This is a genomic window from Deinococcus sp. Leaf326, assembly GCF_001424185.1.
Taxonomy (GTDB): domain Bacteria; phylum Deinococcota; class Deinococci; order Deinococcales; family Deinococcaceae; genus Deinococcus.
In genome coordinates this window covers 59316-74599 of sequence record NZ_LMOM01000021.1, presented here as the reverse complement: position 1 = coordinate 74599, position 15284 = coordinate 59316, and the positions used below count along the sequence as shown (strand labels likewise).

Sequence of the window (15284 nt, the reverse complement as noted above, 5' to 3'; positions counted from 1 at the left end):
GTACCGGAGGGGATGAAAAAGGAGGGCCGGAGCGTGACTGCTCCGGCCCTCCTTTTCGCCTCCCGCTCTAGGCGCTCAGGCCCTTGCTGCCGTGCAGGGTGCGCTCGACCGCCTCGGTCACTTCAGCCTCGAAACGGCGCAGGTGCTCGCGCAGACGGTCGAGCTCCAGCGGCCCGAGGTCCTGCAACCACAGCACCGCGCGGCCCAGAATGGCGAAGGTGACGGGCGCGTCGTCATCGTCTTCGTCCTCCTCGGTCTCGACGGGGTCGAGGTTCAGGGCGCCATAGTCCAGCCCCTGATTCAGGAGGTTCATGCCCATCAGGATGTCGGGCAGGCTCTCCTCCTCGACGTACAGGTCGAGGTCGAGGTGCAGCCGCACGATTACGCCGCCCTGCGGCTCGGGTTCGGCGAACAGCGCCACGCGGGTCTCACCGCTGCGGATCAGGGCGCCGTCCTCGACCGGTTCGACGGTCAGGCCGCTTTGTTGCAGAGACGCCACAATGCGCTGCAATTCTGTCTGGGGAACCGTCATGGGCGGAGTATAGACCCCGTGCTGCGCGGAAAATGGGGGATTTTGCCCCCAGGTGTGCCCGGTGCGGGGCGCCGCTTCCCGGTCCACTGGGGCCAGATTCACCCGGGCCGGACCTGCACGCACCTCTCTTGACCGGCTTCAGCCGTGGTACACCCACACCTCCCGCGCCTCGTCCCAGGTGCGGTACACCCCGCCCAGCAGCCGCAGGTGCTCGGCGTGCGCCAGCGTCTCGGCCAGGGCAAAGCGGCGGCCACTGATGTTCAGGTCGCGCGGAAACATCGCCAGCGACAGGGCGTAGGCGTCGCCCGGCTGCCGGGCCACCTCGGCGCGGATGAAGTCCAGACGCTCGTGGTGGTGCGCACGCAACTCACGGGCGCGGGCCTGCACACCGGTCATGACGGGGCCGTGGTGCCCGACGACCGCGCGCACCGGGTTGAGCAGCTCCAACTTGCCCAGCGTCTGGAGGTAGTCGCCCAGCGGGTCGGGCCGCGTGTAGGCGTACAGGCCCACGTTGGGGCTGATGCGCGGCAGGATGGCGTCCCCGGCGATCAGGACGCTTTCGTGCTCGTTCCACAGGCCCAGGTGCCCGTCGGCGTGGCCGGGGAGCCACAGCACCTCCCACTCGCCGCCGGCCAGCTCGACATTCTGGCCCTCGCGCAGCGGCTGTACGGCGCTCGCCGGATGCACCCGGTCGCGCCCCTTGCGGTTGTCGGCCCCCATGCTCGCCAGTGACTCGGCGGGCAGGCCGTGGTCGCGCATGAACTTGAGGTGGCCCGGCAGCCACTCCTCCCACAGGTGCCAGTAGCGCTCGCCGCGCCCGATCTCCACGTCGAGCATCTGCACGCGCGCGCCGCTGCGTTCCTCGACCACGCCCGCCAGCCCGTAGTGGTCGGGGTGGTGGTGCGTGATGATGACCCGGTCGATGCTCTCCCAGTGCAGCCCCAGCGCCGCCAGCCCGTCCTCAATGGCCTGCCGGGCCTCGGGCGTGTCGAGCGCCGTATCGATCATGGTCACGGGGCCGTGCGCGGGCGCGTCGATAAGCACCGTGACGTACTTCATCGGGTAGGGAATCGGCACCTGGAGGGCGTGCAGCGTCCCCGTCACGGGGGTCAGGAGGGGTGCGGTGGTCATGGCCCCAGCCTACGGCGCGGCGCGGCCGTTCGTTGAACTGGCTCCGTCTGCCGAACGCGGCCGGGCCTCTCCCCCACGTCGCGCCCGCAATCCCTCAGCGCAGCGCCGGTACCTCGTCGCTGGCGGGCTCGGGAATCACGCGCGGCGTCACCGGCACGCCGGCCTCCTCCCCTGCCCAGGCCATGAAGGCGTCCAGACCCCGGCGAAACAGCACGGGCCGCTTTTCACGCTTGCCGAGTTTGCGCGGCTTGCCGGTCTTGGGGTTGATCTCGGCAGGCATCTCGGGCACCAGCGCCCAGTTGACGTTCATGGGCTGGAAGCCCTTGGGGTTGGCCGAGGCGAGGTAGCGCACCAGCCCGCCCAGCATGGACTCGGCGGGTGGGGTCAGCGGCGCGAGGCCCCGGGCGAGCCGCGCAGCGTTCGTGCCCGCCAGCCAGCCAGTGCCCGCCGATTCCAGGTAGCCCTCGGTGCCCGCCAGTACCCCGGCGACGAACTTCTGCGGATCGGCCCGCAGCGCCAGCGTCGAATCGAGCACGCTGGGGGCGTTGAGGTAAGTGTTGCGGTGCATGACGCCGTAGCGCACGATCTCGGCGTTCTCCAGCCCCGGAATGAGGTTCACGACCGCCTTCTGGTCGCCCCACTTCAGGCCGGTCTGAAAGCCGACCAGCGACCACAGCCGGCCCTCGCGGTCCTCCTGACGAAGCTGCGCGACCGCGTAGGGCCAGCGCCCGGTGCGCGGATCGTCCAGGCCCTTGGGCGACATGGGGCCGAAACGCGGCGTATCCACCCCCCGGCGCGCGATCTCCTCGATGGGCATACAGCCCTCGAAGAATTCGAGCTTCTCCCAGTCGTGCGGCGTGTGGGACCGGGCCTGTTCCAGCGCTCCGAAAAAGGCGAGGTACTCGTCCTTGGTGAAGGGGCAGTTGAGATAGTCGGCGCTCTGGTCGTAGCGCCCCGCGCGCCACGCCACGTCGAGGTTAATGCTCTCAGCGTCGATGACCGGCGCCGCCGCGTCGTAGAAGCTCAGGCGCTCGCTGCCGGTGAGCCGGGCGAGGTCGGCCGCCAGCGCGTCGGAGGTCAGCGGCCCAGAGGCGATGACGGCGATGCCCTCCGGCACGGCCTCGACCTCGCCCTCGACAATCTCGATGAGGGGATGTTCGCGTACAGCCCGCGTCACACGCTCGCTGAACTCGTCGCGCTCGACGGCCAGTGCGTTGCCCGCCGGCAGGCGCGAGGCGTCTGCCGCGCCCACCACCGCGCCCCCCACGCTGCGCAGTTCGGCCTGGAGCAGCCCCTTGCTCTGCATCTCACCCTCGCCGCCCAGCGAGTTGCTGCACACCAGCTCGGCAAAGTTGCCGCTGCGGTGCGCCGGGGTCATCTTGACCGGCCGCATCTCGTGCAGGCGCACCCGCACGCCTGCCCCGGCCGCCGCCAGCGCCGCCTCCGACCCGGCCAATCCCGCACCGACCACCGTAATTCCCTGAAAACCCGTCATCAGGACACTCTAGGGCGTATGAGGTGCCGGAAGTGGGATGTGAGAACCGAAGGGCGCGTGGTTCATGGAAGATACGAGCCCATGCCCCGACTGCCCACCTTTCCCTAAAGGCCGTCATGTGCGCCGCGCGCGGGACATTTCAACCGGGCAGGGATGGCCCCAACGCGAGCCGTCAGGCCGTAAAACAGCGCCACCCCGCCAACCATAGGAACGATTCTTGCCGAGCGCAGCGAGAAGCTTTCCTCTCCTCGCGGGCGGGGACTGGGGACGAGGGAAAGTAGACCCTCGGACGCCTTCCGACCCGCCTACTTCCCCCGCTCCGGCGTCCCCCCCACCGCGAACTTCACCCGCGACAGCCCCTCGTAGAGCAGCACCCGCAGCGCGGCGAGCCGGTCGTGCGGATACAGCAGGCCGTAGTCGAACCGGCTCTCGGGCGCGGGCACGCTCACGGCGTCCACCCCCTGCGCCCGGAACAGCGCCTGCGTGCGCCGCGCGTGCCAAGGCGACGTGACGATCAGGACCCGCCGCCAGCCCCGCTCACGGGCGTAGGCCCCCACCCGCGCGGCCTCGTCGCGGGTCGTGGTGACCGTCCGCAGGGTCAGGACCTCGGGGCCGCCTGCCGGGTACAGGGCAGCGATGTGCGCGCGTTCCAGGTCGCTCATTTTGGCGCACTCGTGCGGCCCAATCAGGCCCGACTGCTGCGAGACGGTCACAGTGGGGGCGTACCCAGCCCGCCACAGCTCCAGCCCGCGCACGAGCCGCGTCAGGCTGGTCGCCTCCAGGGTGCCCGCCCCGCACTGCACCCCGGCCCCCAGCACCACGACGGCGTCGGCGCGCACGGGTAGCTGAGAGACGGTCAGGGCGTTCAGCGGCCCGCGCAGGACCGGCGTCAGGAGGCACAGGGCCACCGCCGCTGCCAGTAGCCCAGCACCCCAGCCCAGCAGCAGCCGGGTGGGCCGCCACGCCCCCAGCGCCCCGCACAGCAGGATCACCCCCAGCAGCAGCGGTGCGGGCGCCCGCACCTCACCTAGCAGCGCTGCCAGCACGGCCAGTCCGCACCCGGTGGCGAGGCCGGTCAGGAGGCCAGGGAGTTCGGGGCGTGGGCGGGAAGTCACGCGCGTCAGCATAGCCGAGGGCGCCAAAAACCCCCGCCGGTCAGGGGCGGGGGCACGGTGCGGAATCTATGGAGCGGAAAAGCTCAGGCCGTGACGGCTTCGGGCTTCTTGCTCAGGGGCAGCCAGCCGGGGGTGTTCACCAGGGCGTTCCACAGCGGCGTGGCGATCACGAGGCGGTCCTGGCCCTCGACATCCAGCACCGTCTCCAGCTCGGCCTCGCGGCCGTCTCGGACCTTGGCGACCCAGTCGGGATCCATCAGGAGTTCGCGGCCCAGGGCGACGAACTCGGCGCCCATCTTCAGCACCTGCGCGGCCTGCTCGGGCGTGTGCACCGAGCCGACGCCCATGACCGGCGTGCGCCCGGCAACCTTCGCCACGATCTGCTCCAGGCGGCTGCTGGCCGTGTCGCTGGCGCGGCGGGGCAGCGAGGCGTACTCCATCAGCGAGATGTGCAGGTAGTCCATGCCCTTGTCGGCCAGCACGTCCACGAGGGCCAGCGAGTCGTCCATCGTGATGCCGGGGGTCTCGGGCTCCTCGGGCGAGAAGCGGTAGCCGACCGCGAAGGGGCCAGTGGCGTGCTCGGCAACCACGCGCTGCACCTCGTCCACGACGGCCAGCGGGAAGGCCATACGGGCTTCCAGGCTGCCGCCCCAGCGGTCGGTGCGGCGGTTGGAGTGCGGCGAGAAGAACTGCTGGATGAGGTAGCCGTTGGCGCCGTGGATTTCCACGCCGTCGTACCCGGACTCGATGGCGCGGCGGGTCGCTTCCCCGAAGGCGCGCACGATCTCGTCGACTTCCTCGCCGCTCAGTTCACGGGGGGCGGGCGCGGGGGCCTGCTCGGCGCCGTCACGCACGGGGGACACAGCGCTCGCGCTCACCACGTCGCCGTCCACCAGGGCGGCCGGGGCCATGCGCCCAGCGTGGAAGATCTGGAGGAGCGCCTTGGCGCCCTCGCCCTGCACGGTGCGGGCCAGACGGGTCAGGCTGGGCACGAAGCGGTCGTCGTAGGCCGCAAACTCGCCGGGAAAGCCCTGGCCGTTGCGGGTGACATTGGTGCAGGCCGTGATGACCAGGCCCACGCCGTTCGAGCGCCGGGCGTAATAGGCCAGTTCGTCGTCGGTGACGTTGCCCTGGGCGTCCGAGGAGAAGTTGGTCATGGGGGCCAGCACGACGCGGTTGTCCAGCACGACGCCGCTGCGGAGGGTAAAGGACTGGAACAGGGAGTTGAATTCAGGCTTCATGGCAGACCTCGGGGGGGAAGGAACGGGAAAAAGGAGGGCGGAGTCGACCGCCACTGCTCCGGCAACCCCGCCACTATGCGCCCAACTTTTAAAAAAGTAAAGCGGTTTGTTTTTTATTCCTTTACAGACTGCCGTCTCTGCCTTATTCGTCAAGCTCCTGGCGTTTGCCCTCGCGGCGTTCGCGGCGCCGGGCTTCCTTGCCCTGCTTCTTCTTGGGCTTGGGGGGCAATTCGAGGTCGTAGGTGCGGGACGGGTCGCAGGGAGCCGGGTACTCGCCGAGCGACTCGCCAGGGTCGGCGGTGCGCAGGTTGCCCGCGACGTGCATGTGGCGCTCACCGCAGTAGGGGCACTCGTCCACGACCCAGAACAGCACCCGCGTGCCCGGCAGGTCACGCAGGGTCACGAAGGCGGTGCGCGGCAGGGAACGGTCTTTCTTGCCCATAGGCGCCGAGCCTACGCCCGCGCGCACAGCGGCTGTGTGGCGCCGGGCACGCTGACGCGCCGGCCCGGTGCTACCTTCAGCGCCATGCCTGTTCCCAGCACCACCCCCGACTGGGCCTTCGAGCGCGAGCACTGGCGGCGCGGCCACTTCCGGGTGGCGGGCGTGGACGAGGCCGGACGTGGGGCCTGGGCAGGGCCGGTGACGGTGGCCGCCGTGATCCTGCCCGGCACGGCGCAGGACTATCCCTTCCGGGACAGCAAGCAGCTCTCGGCGGCGCAGCGGGAGGACTACGCCGCCGAGGTGCGCCGCGTGGCCCTGAGCTGGGCGGTCGAGCACGCCTGGCCCGACGAGATCGACCGCCTGAACATCCTGGGGGCCACCCACGCGGCGGCGCTGCGGGCCATCGCCCGGCTCGACCCGCCGCCGCAGGCCCTGGTGACCGACTATCTGCGTCTGCGCACCCCCCTGCCCCTGAGCGCACCCCCGAAGGCCGACGCCCTGAGCTACAGCGTGGCCGCCGCGAGCCTGCTCGCCAAGACCGGGCGCGACCAGTTGATGGCCGAACTCGACGCCCAGTACCCCGGTTACGGTTTTGCGGCGCACAAGGGCTACGGCGCGCCCGCCCACCGCGCGGCCCTGGCACAGCTGGGCGTCAGCGGGACGCACCGCCGCAGCTACGCCCCGATTGCCCGCCTGCTCAGCGGCGAAACTGGGCCTCTGCGGCTGCTGTAGCGCGGCCGCACTTGCCCTCTTCAGGCGAGGGGGGTAGACCGCAGCGCCGCGTCCAGCCCGAAGCACAACGCCCCGCGACTGGGGCGACGGGACTGGCCGGGGCCGGCGAATAGAGGACAGTGGCGCCATACTCGACATGGTTCGGGTTAGGCGACGGTCTTCCAGCGCCTACGGGCCATGTACCCACACCCTCAAGCTTTGCCCAAGGCCGGCCGTGGGTACGTAGTCCGCACAGTTAGACGACGCCGATACGCTGCTTCTATGTCTTCCCTGTCCAGCCTGACGCGCCGACTGCTCGCCGTGGCCCTGCTGGGCAGCGTGGGGGTGGCCCAGCAGTCGGCGACGCCCCCAGTCCCCGTACCCGTGCTGGCGACCACCGGCGGCGACCTGACCTACCTGCTCGGCGGCTGGCAGGGGAATGGGCGGCAGGGTGGTCGCTGGCTGACCGATGCCCAGGTGGCGGCCCGCCTCGGCCCCGCCGCGACCTACCAAGCCTGGACCCTGGGCCGCGCGACCGGCACGGCGCGGGGAAGTCGGCCCGGCAGCATGGGCGAACCCTGCGAGCAGACCCTGAGCACCAGGATGAGCCCGGTCCCGCCAGAGGGCGCGCTGCGCGTGTACCTACCCGCCGGCCTGCGCGCGGTGCCCCGGCCCGTGCAAGTGCTGCCGCCTAGCAACCCGACCTATACCGAGATCATCCGGGCCGACCTGCGCCGCCGCGGCGTCGCGCAGCCGCGGGTCCGCGTGACAGGCCTGACCCGCACCGACCTCGACGGCGACGGCACCCAGGAGGTGCTGATCGAGGCGCGGTACTTCCGGGAGGAAGGGCCGGAAGGCACGGCCTTCTCTCCCCCGCCGGCCGGACAGCCGGGCGACTACAGCCTGCTGCTCGTCCGCTTCGTGCGGGAGGGCCGGGCCGTGACCTCCACGCTGGCGGCCTACCTCGGCCCGAAGCAGGCCTGGGATTCGGGCAGCGACCAGCCGATGCCGATGGCGAACCTCTACCGCCTGGCGGGCGTGGCCGACCTCGACGGCGACGGCCGGATGGAACTGATCGTCTACAGCGCCTACTACGAGGGCCAGGGTTTCGCAGTCTATAGCTGGACCCCGGTCGGCGGCGCGAAACTGCGGCTGGAGACCGGCTGCGGCGTCTGACAGAGAGGGTATGCCGGCCGCGTGTCCGGGCGTCGCCGCTCCCGGCGGCACCGGGCCCACCGCTAGACTGCCCCGCATGAGCGAGCGCGTGAAGGTCGGTCCCGAGAACGAATTGCCCGAGGGCTGGCAGGGCGAGGTGCAGGTGGACAGCGTGGGCGTGCTGGTCGTACGGTACGAGGGCCAGTTCTATGCCCTGCGCAACAACTGCACCCACAAGGATTTTCCCCTGCTCGGCGGCGAGGTGGTCATGGGCCGGATCACCTGCGAGAAGCACGGCGCCAAGTTTGAACTGAGTACGGGCAAAGCCAAGACCCTGCCCGCCGTCAAGCCGGTGAAGATCTACCGCACCGAGGTCGAGGCCGGCGAGGTGTACGTCTCGGCGCTGTGACCCATCACGAAACGGAGCCAGGCAACCATGCCCGGCTCCGTTCTGCTTTCGTCCTCAGCGGTACTTGCTGTCGCCGTCCACCTCCGCTCTCAGTTCCGAGGTCTCACCGGGCGGCAGGTCGCCGGGCTGCTCGCTCACGTGGGGCGGGCCGCTCTCGCTGGGGGGCGTATAGCCGGGATTGAGGTCGGCGGCGCCCCAACTCACACTCGCAGCAGTGATCAGGCTGGCGTTGAGGCCCAGCCCAGCCGAGGGGGTCACGCCGGCCAGCGCCTCGCCGCCCAGGCCCTCGGTCGTCTCGGCTCCGGCGAACTCGGGCTCCTGAAGGCGGTGCTCCATCGCGCCGGGGTCGCGCGTGGCGAGGTGGGCGAACTGGCCCGTGACCTCGGCCGGGTCGGGCACCTCGGGCGCCTCGTAGGTCATGTGGTTGGCGCTGCTCACGCGGTCCGTCTCGGGGGTGGTCGTGTAGCGCACCTGGGCGTCGTCCTTGGGGTCGGGCGTGTCGAAGCCCGTCACCGCGCCGCTCTGGCCGATCACCTTGTCGTCGTTGTTCATGTGCCCAGTGTGGCCCGGCCGGGAGAGCGCCGCATTCCGGGTTTCTTGAGGCTGGCCCGCCGCCTCCCGCAGGCGGGCCACGAGCGCCGCGTGTCCGTCCTCGGCGGCGAGGTCGGCGGCCGAGCGGCCCTGGTCGTCGGTCGCCCCGGCCTGGGCCCCGTGCGCGAGCAGCAATTCGGCCAGTTCGGCGTCGCCGCGCAGCGCCGCGAGCATGAGGGGAGTCAAGCCGCCCGGCTGCGGGGCATTGACGTCAGCCCCCGCGTCCAGCAGCAGGCCGGCGAGGTCGCGGTGCAGACCCGACACCGCCGAGTGCAGTGGCCGGACTGGCGGCGTGCCCCGGCTGGGGGCGTCAGCGGGCGCGCCGCGCGCGAGCAGGAGCCGCGCCGCCTCCGTGCGCCCGAACAGCGCCGCGAGGCCCAGGGGCGCGTAGCCGTCCGGGCTGCAGGCCTGCACCAGCGCCGGGTCGCGGTCCAGCCAGCCGCGGAGCGCCGCGACCTCGCCGGTCGCCGCCGCCTCGAACACGTCGAGTGGCGCGCCGGCCTCGATCAGCGCCCGCAGGATGTCGGGGCGGTGGTAGTACGCCGCAAACAGCGCCGGCGAGAGCCCCGAGGGACTGCGCGCGCCCAGCACCGCAGGCTCGGCGGCGATCAGGGCCTGCACGCCCGGCAGGTTGTGGGCGTGGATGGCCGCGAACAGCAGGGTCGAAGCCTCGTCGGGGTCTGCGGGCCTGCCCGTGTCCCCAGGCCTGCCGGAGTCGGTCACGCCCGGACCCGCACCGTCACCGCGATGCCCATGCCCCCGCCGATGCACAGGCTCGCCACACCGACCTCCTTGTTCAGCCGCCGGAGCTGGTGCACCAGCGTCACGAGCACCCGCGCCCCCGACGCCCCGATGGGGTGGCCCAGCGCGATGGCGCCCCCTGTGACGTTCACCTTCTCCGGGTCGGCGCCCAGGTCACGCACGACCGCCAGAGACTGCGCGGCGAAGGCTTCGTTGAGTTCCAGGAGATCCACGTCGGCCAGGGTCAGCCCTGCGCGCTTCAGGGCGATAGGCACCGCCTTCGCCGGCCCGATGCCCATGACGGCCGGGTCCACCCCGATCGCCGCGTAGCTGGCGATCTCGGCCAGGACGGGCAGGCCGCGCTCCTGCGCGTAGGATTCCGAGCACACGAGCAGCATCGCCGCGCCGTCGTTCAGGCCCGAGGCGTTGCCAGCCGTGACCGTGCCCCCCTTGCTGAAAGCCGGTTTCAGGCGCGCCAGCCCCTCGGCGGTGCTCTCGCGGGGGTACTCGTCGCGCGCGAAGGTGGTCGGCCCCTTCTTGCCGGGCACTTCCACGGGCGCGAGTTCGGCATCAAAATGCCCGGCCGACTGCGCGGCGGCGGCGCGGCGCTGGCTTTCCAGGGCGAAGGCGTCCTGGTCTTCCCGCGTCACGCCCCACTGGGCGGCAATGTTCTCGGCCGTCACGCCCATGTGGTAACCGTGGAACACGTCGGTCAGGCCCTCACTGAGAATGCTGTCGAGCAGTTCGCCGTGCCCCAGGCGATAGCCCTCACGGGCGCGGGGCAGCAGGTAGGGCGCGCGGCTCATGTCCTCGGTGCCGCCCGCCAGGTACGCCTGACCGTCCCCCGACCGCAGGCCCTGCACCGCGCCGATGACCGCCTGGAGGCCGCTACCGCACACCCGGTTCACGGTGAGGCCCGGCACGTGGTCGCCGAGGTCGCTGCGGCGGGCGATCTGGCGGCCCACGTTCATGCCCTGCCCGGCCTGGAGCACATTGCCCACGATCACGTCGGCCAGGTTTTCCCGGACCTCGGGCCCGACGCCCTCCAGCGCGGCGAGCGCGGCCGCGACACCCAGGTCGGCGGCCGACACGCCCTGCAGACTGCCCAGAAAACTGCCGATGGGCGTGCGCCGCGCCGCCACGATCACTGCTTTGTCCATGCGGGCAGTCTAGAGCGGCCTCTGCCGGGTCGCCATACTGCGCGCATGACCCGTCCCGTGCCCCACCTGCGCGCCGCGTACCCGCACCTGCACCCTACGCCGACGCGCTGGGCCGACAACGACGTGTACGGCCACGTGAACAACGTGACCTACTACGCCTATTTCGACACGGCCGTCAACACGTATCTGGCGCGGGCGGGCGTGCTGGACCCGCAGCGCGGCGCGGTGATCGGACTGGTCGTCGAGACGGGCTGCGCCTTCTTCGCCCCGGCGAGTTTTCCAGACGCGCTGCTGGTGGGCGTACGGGTCGCGCACCTGGGCCAGAGCAGCGTGCGCTACGAGCTGGCCGTGTTCCGGGAAGGCGAGGACGCGGCCTGCGCCCAGGGGCACTTCGTGCACGTGTATGTGGACCGCGGGTCGCGCCGGCCCACGCCGCTGCCTGCCGAGCTGCGCCGCGTGCTCGAAGGGCTGCGGGTGGATCAGCAGGGTTAACCCCGCCCCGGGCCTGTCTCGCGCGGGCCTGGACACCTGCACCTCCCCTGTTCCCGCCGCCCACAATCCCCTTGCGCCGTTGTGCACTAGACTCTTCTGTGTGACCGAAGGCCCCGCCGCTTCCAACGCGAATATTCGCAACTTTTCCATCATCGCCCATGTGGACCACGGCAAGTCCACGCTGGCCGACCGCATTCTGGAGCGGCTGGGCGCCATGGGCGAGCGCGACAAACGCGACCAGACCCTCGATACCCTCGAACTGGAGCGCGAGCGCGGCATCACCATCAAGTCGACGCCCATCCGGCTGGAGTACCGACGGGAAAACGGTGAGGAATACGTCTTCAACCTCATCGACACGCCCGGCCACGTGGACTTCAACTATGAGGTGTCGCGTTCCCTGGCTGCCTGCGAGGGCGTGCTGCTGCTCGTGGACGCCTCGCAGGGCGTCGAGGCGCAGACCATCGTGAACGCGTACCTCGCCATCGACAGCAACCTCGAGATCGTGCCGGTCATCAACAAGATCGACCTGCCCGCCGCTGACCCCGAGGGCGCCGCGCGCGAACTCGAGGAAGTGATCGGCATTCCGGCCGAGGACGCCGTCTTCGCCTCGGGCAAGACGGGCGTGGGCGTACCCGACATCCTCGAAGCCATCGTCGACCGCATTCCGCCGCCCCCCGGCGACCCCGCCGCGCCGCTCAAGGCCCTGATCTTCGACTCGTTTTTCGACGCCTACCAGGGCGTGATCCTGTTCGTGCGCGTGCTGGAAGGCACCGTCAAGGCCAAGGACAAGATCACCCTGTTCTCCAACGGCAAGGGCTTCGACGTGGACAAGGTCGGCACCTTCACGCCGGGCCTGGTCGTGGGCGACCGCCTGATCGCCGGGTCGGTGGGCTGGATCGCCGCCGGGGTCAAGGACATCCACGACGCGCAGGTGGGCGACACCATCACAGACCGCGAGCACCCCACCACCGAGCCGTTCCCCGGCTTCAAGCCCGCGCAGCCGGTGGTGTTCTCGGGCCTGTACCCCACCGACACCGAGGACTACCGCAAGCTGCGCGAGGCGCTCGAAAAGCTCAAGCTCAACGACGCGGCCTTCAGTTTCGAGCCCGAGACCTCCGAGGCGCTGGGCTTCGGCTTCCGCTGCGGCTTCCTGGGACTACTGCACGCCGAGATCATTCAGGAGCGGCTGGAGCGCGAGTACGACCTCGACCTGATTGCCACCGCCCCCGCCGTGATCTACCGCGTCACCCTGACCAACGGCGACATCTTCGAGACCCAGAACCCGGCCGAGTTCCCGACCCGCGACCGCATCAGCAACATCGAGGAACCGTACATCAAGCTCTCGGTGATGCTGCCCGAGGAGTTCGTGGGGCCGGTCATGCAGCTCCTGCAGGAGCGCCGGGGCGCCATGCAGACCATGAACTATGTGGGCAAGCGCGTGGAACTGCTGTACGAGGTGCCCTTCGGCGAGATCCTCTACGACTTCCACGACCGCCTCAAGAGCATCAGCCGGGGCTACGCCAGCATGGACTATGAGCAGATCGGCTACCGCGAGGGCGACCTGCTCAAGGTGGACATCATGGTCAACAACGAGGTCATCGACGCGCTGGCCGTCATCGTCCACGAGACCAAGACCTACGGCCTGGGCCGCAAGATCGTGGACAAGATGGCGGAGGTTATTCCGCGCCAGATGTTTCCCGTGCCGATCCAGGCGACCATCGGCGGCAAGATCATCGCCCGCGCCACAGTCAAGGCCTTCCGCAAGGACGTGCTCGCCAAGTGCTACGGCGGCGACATCTCGCGCAAGAAAAAGCTGCTCAACAAGCAGAAGAAGGGCCGCGCCCGCATGAAGCAGTTCGGGACGGTCGAGGTGCCCCAGGAAGCCTTCCTGGCCGTGCTGAGCACCGACGAGTAAGCCAGGCTCCGGAGGACCGGTCCCTGCGGGGGCCGGTTTTCTCCTGGTCAGTTCAGGGCGGCTTTGCAGGAGTGGCGGGTTGCGCTCATGCCCGCTGCCTAACGTCGGGGCCATGAGCGACCCCCACCGCCCGGCCCTGCCCCGTCCCCCCGCGCCGCCCGTTCCGACCTTTGGCGGCGTTCAGGTTCTGCGCCCCGACGTGATGCGCGTGCGGCTGCCCCTGGTGAACGCCTACCTGCTGGGCCAGCCAAGCGGAGACTGGGTGCTGGTGGACGCGGGGATGCCCGGCACAGCGGGCCTGATCCGCCGGGCCGCGGCGCAGGTCCACGGCGACCGGGCGCCGAGCGCCATCCTGCTCACCCATGGGCACCTCGACCACGTAGGCGCCCTGCACGCGTTACTGCGCCACTGGTGGGTGCCGGTGTACGTGCACCCGCTGGAGCTGCCATACCTGAGCGGCGAGGCGCCCTATCCCTTTCCCGACCCCACGGTAGGCGGCGGCATGAGCCTGCTCTCGCCCGCCTTCCTGCCCGGTCCCTTCGATTTCCGGCCGCAGGTGCGCGCCCTGCCGGACGGAGGCGAGGTGCCGCACCTGCCGGGGTGGCGCTGGCTGCACACGCCGGGCCACAGCAGTGGGCACGTCTCGCTGTGGCGGGAGGCCGACCGCACGCTAGTCGCGGGCGACGCCTTCGTGACCACGCCCCAGGAGCGGGTGCGCGGCGCGCTGCGGCTGGAACCCACCGTGGTGCAGCGTCCCCCGCCCTACTACACCCCCAACTGGGACGCGGCGCGTGACTCGGTGCGCGCGCTGGCCGCACTGGACCCCGAACTGGCCGCCACCGGCCACGGCAACCCCATGTCGGGCGCCGAGCTGACCCAGGAGCTGACCCGGCTGGCGCGCAACTTCGACGAAGCGGCCCGCCCACCGCGCGGCTGGTACCGCCGCCACCCGGTGCCGGTCGCCCGCGCCCGGGCCGGAGCACCCGACCCCCTGCGGACCTACGTACTGGCCGCACTGGCCGGCCTGGGGGCGCTGTGGTTCCTCGCGCCGCGCCGCCGCAGGTGACTCAGCGGGGGTAGAACTCGCCGAAGTAGGGCGACGCCGGATTCGCCTCGTCGCGCAGGCGGCTGTAGGTTACGGTCGCCGTCTCGCCGCAGGCCACGACTACATGCGGCAGCGAGGTGGGGGTCAGCTCCAGCCCCCTCTTGCTCAGGTTGGCGGTGAAGTCCGGCGCCATCTCGTTCAAAACGCCGCGGCATTCGGGATCGGGGGTGAAGGCCGCGAGATACAGCGCCTTCTGCCGCGCGGGGGTCAGGCCCTTCCAGATCGCGCCGGGGGCGACGGGCCGCCCAGTCGCGCGGTCGAAAATCAGGCCCAGGGTGTAGTTGTCGGGATGCGCGCCGCCGCAGTAGTACCACACGTCCTCGCGCACGCTCAGCAGGCGCGCAGTGTTTAAGGTCACGGTCGCCGTCAGTTCGTAGCCGTCGTCCTCGTCCGAAGCGCCGAGACGCGAGCGGCAGTCCAGGGCGTTCTCGGCATTCTCCAGCAGCCGGTCCTGCAGCGCGGCGCGCAGCCCCGCCCCTGCCCCCGGCACCTGCGGGTAGCTCAGGCCCGAGACCGGCTCGCGCACGCTGCGCCCGTTCGCCGCCGCGGCCCAGGGCCGGTTCAGTTTCAGAAACGCCAGCGGGTTCTCGGCGCGCAGCTTCAGCAGGCCCGGCGAGGAGGAGTTCTGGAGGGGTACTCCCGCCACGTTCAGCGCCGTGAGCCGCACAGGCAGGGGCGCGGCCTTCACTGTCCTGCGCCACTCGCCGCTCAGGCCCGTGCCCGAGGGCCGCAGGGTGAAGCAGCCGGTGACCTTCAGGCCGTCGCCCGGTCCCTGCCAGACTTCTTCCTGGAGGATCAGGACGTTGCCCGACTGGAAGGGGGTCAGCGAGATGTCCACGTTGTAGCGCGTATAGAAATAGGCCTGATCGGTCTGCTGCCGGTCCAGGGCCAGCGCGACCGGCCGCCCCCCCAGCGTCCCCTGAAAGGTTCCGGTCTTGACCCAGGCGGGCAGGCCGGGCGAGCCGCCGCATTCACGCAGGTCCTGCGCGCCGGCCGAGGCACACAGGGCGAGGGCCAGCAGGGCAGCGGCGCGGCGCAGGGTCATGGCC

The 15284-nt window shown here is 70.8% G+C and carries 15 protein-coding genes; 6 read left to right on the top strand and 9 right to left on the bottom strand.

All coding sequences use genetic code 11. From position 1 onward, the window contains the following. Window positions 1-67: 67 nt before the first annotated feature. From ASF71_RS07325 to ASF71_RS07300, 6 genes are all read right to left on the bottom strand, one after another. A complete protein-coding gene (locus ASF71_RS07325) occupies window positions 68-532 on the bottom strand; it encodes a hypothetical protein (protein WP_056297338.1) in 465 nt (154 codons plus the stop codon). Between the two features lie 138 nt (window positions 533-670). Next, window positions 671-1663: an MBL fold metallo-hydrolase gene (locus tag ASF71_RS07320; RefSeq protein WP_056297335.1), complete on the bottom strand. Its 993-nt coding sequence runs from the start codon at window positions 1661-1663 to the stop codon at window positions 671-673. Between the two features lie 94 nt (window positions 1664-1757). Further along, window positions 1758-3158, bottom strand: coding sequence for a methylenetetrahydrofolate--tRNA-(uracil(54)-C(5))-methyltransferase (FADH(2)-oxidizing) TrmFO (gene trmFO / locus ASF71_RS07315; RefSeq protein ID WP_056297332.1), 1401 nt, complete (start codon window positions 3156-3158; stop codon window positions 1758-1760). A 305-nt stretch (window positions 3159-3463) separates the two neighbouring features. Beyond that, window positions 3464-4210 (bottom strand): YdcF family protein, encoded by a 747-nt coding sequence (locus tag ASF71_RS07310; RefSeq protein WP_082505720.1) that lies wholly within the window; start codon window positions 4208-4210, stop codon window positions 3464-3466. A gap of 146 nt (window positions 4211-4356) precedes the next feature. After that, window positions 4357-5514 carry an NADH-dependent flavin oxidoreductase gene (locus ASF71_RS07305; RefSeq protein WP_056297326.1) on the bottom strand — a complete coding sequence of 386 codons (1158 nt, stop codon included), beginning with the start codon at window positions 5512-5514 and terminating at the stop codon, window positions 4357-4359. Between the two features lie 142 nt (window positions 5515-5656). Continuing rightward, complete coding sequence (locus tag ASF71_RS07300) at window positions 5657-5956, bottom strand: hypothetical protein (protein WP_056297323.1); 300 nt, start codon at window positions 5954-5956, stop codon at window positions 5657-5659. 84 nt (window positions 5957-6040) lie between these two features. Between ASF71_RS07300 and ASF71_RS07295 the strand changes: the two genes are divergently transcribed. From ASF71_RS07295 to ASF71_RS07285, 3 genes are all read left to right on the top strand, one after another. Next, window positions 6041-6688 (top strand): ribonuclease HII, encoded by a 648-nt coding sequence (locus ASF71_RS07295; protein WP_056298297.1) that lies wholly within the window; start codon window positions 6041-6043, stop codon window positions 6686-6688. Window positions 6689-6949: 261 nt separating this feature from the next. After that, on the top strand, window positions 6950-7843 hold the full coding sequence (locus tag ASF71_RS07290; protein WP_156372664.1) for a hypothetical protein: 894 nt from the start codon (window positions 6950-6952) through the stop codon (window positions 7841-7843). Window positions 7844-7919: 76 nt separating this feature from the next. Then, window positions 7920-8231, top strand: a complete 312-nt coding sequence (locus ASF71_RS07285) for a non-heme iron oxygenase ferredoxin subunit (protein WP_056297317.1) — start codon at window positions 7920-7922, stop codon at window positions 8229-8231. Between the two features lie 54 nt (window positions 8232-8285). Here ASF71_RS07285 and ASF71_RS24970 read toward each other — a convergent pair whose 3' ends face one another. Both ASF71_RS24970 and ASF71_RS07275 read right to left on the bottom strand, forming a co-directional pair. Next, window positions 8286-9545 carry an ankyrin repeat domain-containing protein gene (locus tag ASF71_RS24970; RefSeq protein WP_235514213.1) on the bottom strand — a complete coding sequence of 420 codons (1260 nt, stop codon included), beginning with the start codon at window positions 9543-9545 and terminating at the stop codon, window positions 8286-8288. After that, window positions 9542-10723: an acetyl-CoA C-acetyltransferase gene (locus ASF71_RS07275; protein WP_056297314.1), complete on the bottom strand. Its 1182-nt coding sequence runs from the start codon at window positions 10721-10723 to the stop codon at window positions 9542-9544. The genes ASF71_RS24970 and ASF71_RS07275 overlap by 4 nt, the downstream gene beginning before the upstream one ends. A 45-nt stretch (window positions 10724-10768) precedes the next feature. Here ASF71_RS07275 and ASF71_RS07270 point away from each other — a divergent pair, with 45 nt between their 5' ends. The 3 genes from ASF71_RS07270 (at window position 10769) to ASF71_RS07260 (ending at window position 14196) form a co-directional block, all read left to right on the top strand. After that, a complete protein-coding gene (locus ASF71_RS07270; RefSeq protein ID WP_056297311.1) occupies window positions 10769-11215 on the top strand; it encodes a thioesterase family protein in 447 nt (148 codons plus the stop codon). A 100-nt stretch (window positions 11216-11315) separates the two neighbouring features. Then, window positions 11316-13130 (top strand): translation elongation factor 4, encoded by a 1815-nt coding sequence (lepA, locus tag ASF71_RS07265; protein WP_056297308.1) that lies wholly within the window; start codon window positions 11316-11318, stop codon window positions 13128-13130. Between the two features lie 112 nt (window positions 13131-13242). Next, the gene (locus tag ASF71_RS07260; protein ID WP_056297304.1) at window positions 13243-14196 is read left to right on the top strand and encodes an MBL fold metallo-hydrolase; all 954 of its coding nucleotides are present in this window, start codon (window positions 13243-13245) and stop codon (window positions 14194-14196) included. A gap of 1 nt (window position 14197) precedes the next feature. Here the strand turns inward: ASF71_RS07260 and ASF71_RS07255 are convergent, their stop codons facing one another. Continuing rightward, complete coding sequence (locus tag ASF71_RS07255; RefSeq protein ID WP_235514211.1) at window positions 14198-15280, bottom strand: DUF4163 domain-containing protein; 1083 nt, start codon at window positions 15278-15280, stop codon at window positions 14198-14200. Window positions 15281-15284 lie beyond the last annotated feature (4 nt).